The following is a 1,749-nucleotide window of genomic DNA, read 5'->3' as shown; positions in this document are numbered from 1 at the left end:
GAGGACGGATTCGACACGAGCGCGCCGGCGGTCGGCGAGCGGGTCAAGTTGTAGGGACGGGGACGCCTGAGACGGCCTCGATCACTCCTCTTGTCGCTGTAGCCGTATATCGGTGATTCTCGACCGCGGCGCTCAATACGAAACGATATTTTTTTTGAGTACTCGTCTGCGCGCGGTCCACCGCAGACAGACGCAGAGGACCGACGCCACGAACGAGACGCGAACGAGTGATCGACGACCGGGGGGAGGCAGGCCGGTAATCAAGCCCGTGTCGTCACATGCGCGATGGACCTGCTTGGTAGGCTCTGCCTCGCAGACCATCGAGGGAGATCGTGACGTGACTGCTAGTAGCACGAGTGAGCATCCTCGCAATGGTCGATGTGGTGTCGCGAACCTGATACCGTTCCGAGTGGTTAGCAGCCGGTTCGTACTGTTCGAAGAGCGATCGAGGCAGACTGTGGCGATCGAACGGACGAACCCGGGCTCCCGTCCGATTGGGTATCAGGCTAGTTTAGCTGATGGACTTCCGGTGGCTGCTCCGTTACGCCGAGTCGACTGTGCTGTTCGACGTACCGATGGATGACAGCCGACACTCCAAACACGATGGCGGTGAGCCAACCGACGTGGAGCGGTTCGAACGCATCAAATATCGGTGCCTCCGTGATGACTGCGATCAATAACAGACCGCAGACACCGGCGAGTCCGATATAGTATAAGCTCCAGGAGATCTCTTCTTCTTGAAGCACCTCGATATGCACCTCTATGTCGTCGAGTAGATCTGCTGATCGGATCGTATTCTCCGACTCATTAAACTGTATCACATTCTTCTCATCCAGTTTTGGGAGATGTGTTCGCCGGAGCGTCACGTGGACGCTTCGTCGGTCCTCGCCATCGATCTCTTCCGGCTCCATTTCCATCTCCCACGCGGCAACATGCGTGGAAAGCTCGGTGAGCTCAACTGGTTCTTCCATGCGTTTGAGCGCATGGAGAACAAACCGCCGTCGTCGGTTCGATAGCAGGTCGAATAACTCATTTCTAGATAGTTCACTTCCTGGTAGGTTCGGTTCCTCTCCTGTGCCGTTGACAAATGGTACGTTCATTGTTTCATTTCTCATCGCCAGTTCGTCCAGTACGCTTGACAGGAACCAATAGCCAATTCGAACACCCATATTATAAATTGTCGTTATTATTTTCTTGATAATTTATTTTATCCGATGTTACTTTGCTGTATCCGATCGCATTAGCGACGACGTAGGGAGGTCTTACAGCGATATTTGCTGGGTATGGTATTTCTTAATGCTTCTACAGCAGTTGAGATGTTATCCTAAAGTTGAGGTCATTGGCTGGAGTCACTTTTCGCGTGTCTGAGAAGCCGTAGATCCGGCCCAAGATTTCAGGGTACTGCTAGCCAGAGCCGCTCGGAATAGACCGTAATTCGCTCTTTCCAGTCGACGGCCTCATGTCCTGACAGAGTTCAAAAATCAGTCGGAACCGGTCACACGTTCACCTCGCTTGTCCGCCTGCTCAGATCCGCGTCCGGACTCGCTGACGCGGGCCGTGATAGTCCGCCAGATAGGGGATGTGAAGTGGTAGTCTCCGAGAACGCTTCCGCTGAACCTCGCGCCTCTAAACCCTCACTGCCAAATCTCTCAGTGGTCGGGTTAGCGTCCGTATTGCTACCCGACGTGTTGCTGGTCGTTGTGTTGGTACTCGACGTATTGCTCGTCGTTGTGTTACTGGCCGACGTAT

General features: G+C 54.0%; 1 protein-coding gene. It reads right to left on the bottom strand.

What is annotated here, in order from left to right:
* Positions 1-506: 506 nt before the first annotated feature.
* Positions 507-1,169 (bottom strand): transcriptional regulator, encoded by a 663-nt coding sequence (locus EXE44_RS16615; protein ID WP_321167244.1) that lies wholly within the window; start codon positions 1,167-1,169, stop codon positions 507-509.
* Positions 1,170-1,749 lie beyond the last annotated feature (580 nt).

The organism is Halorubrum sp. SS7 (assembly GCF_005435055.1).
GTDB classification, from domain to species: Archaea; Halobacteriota; Halobacteria; order Halobacteriales; family Haloferacaceae; genus Halorubrum; species Halorubrum salinarum.
This window is presented reverse-complemented; position numbering and strand designations above follow the sequence as displayed.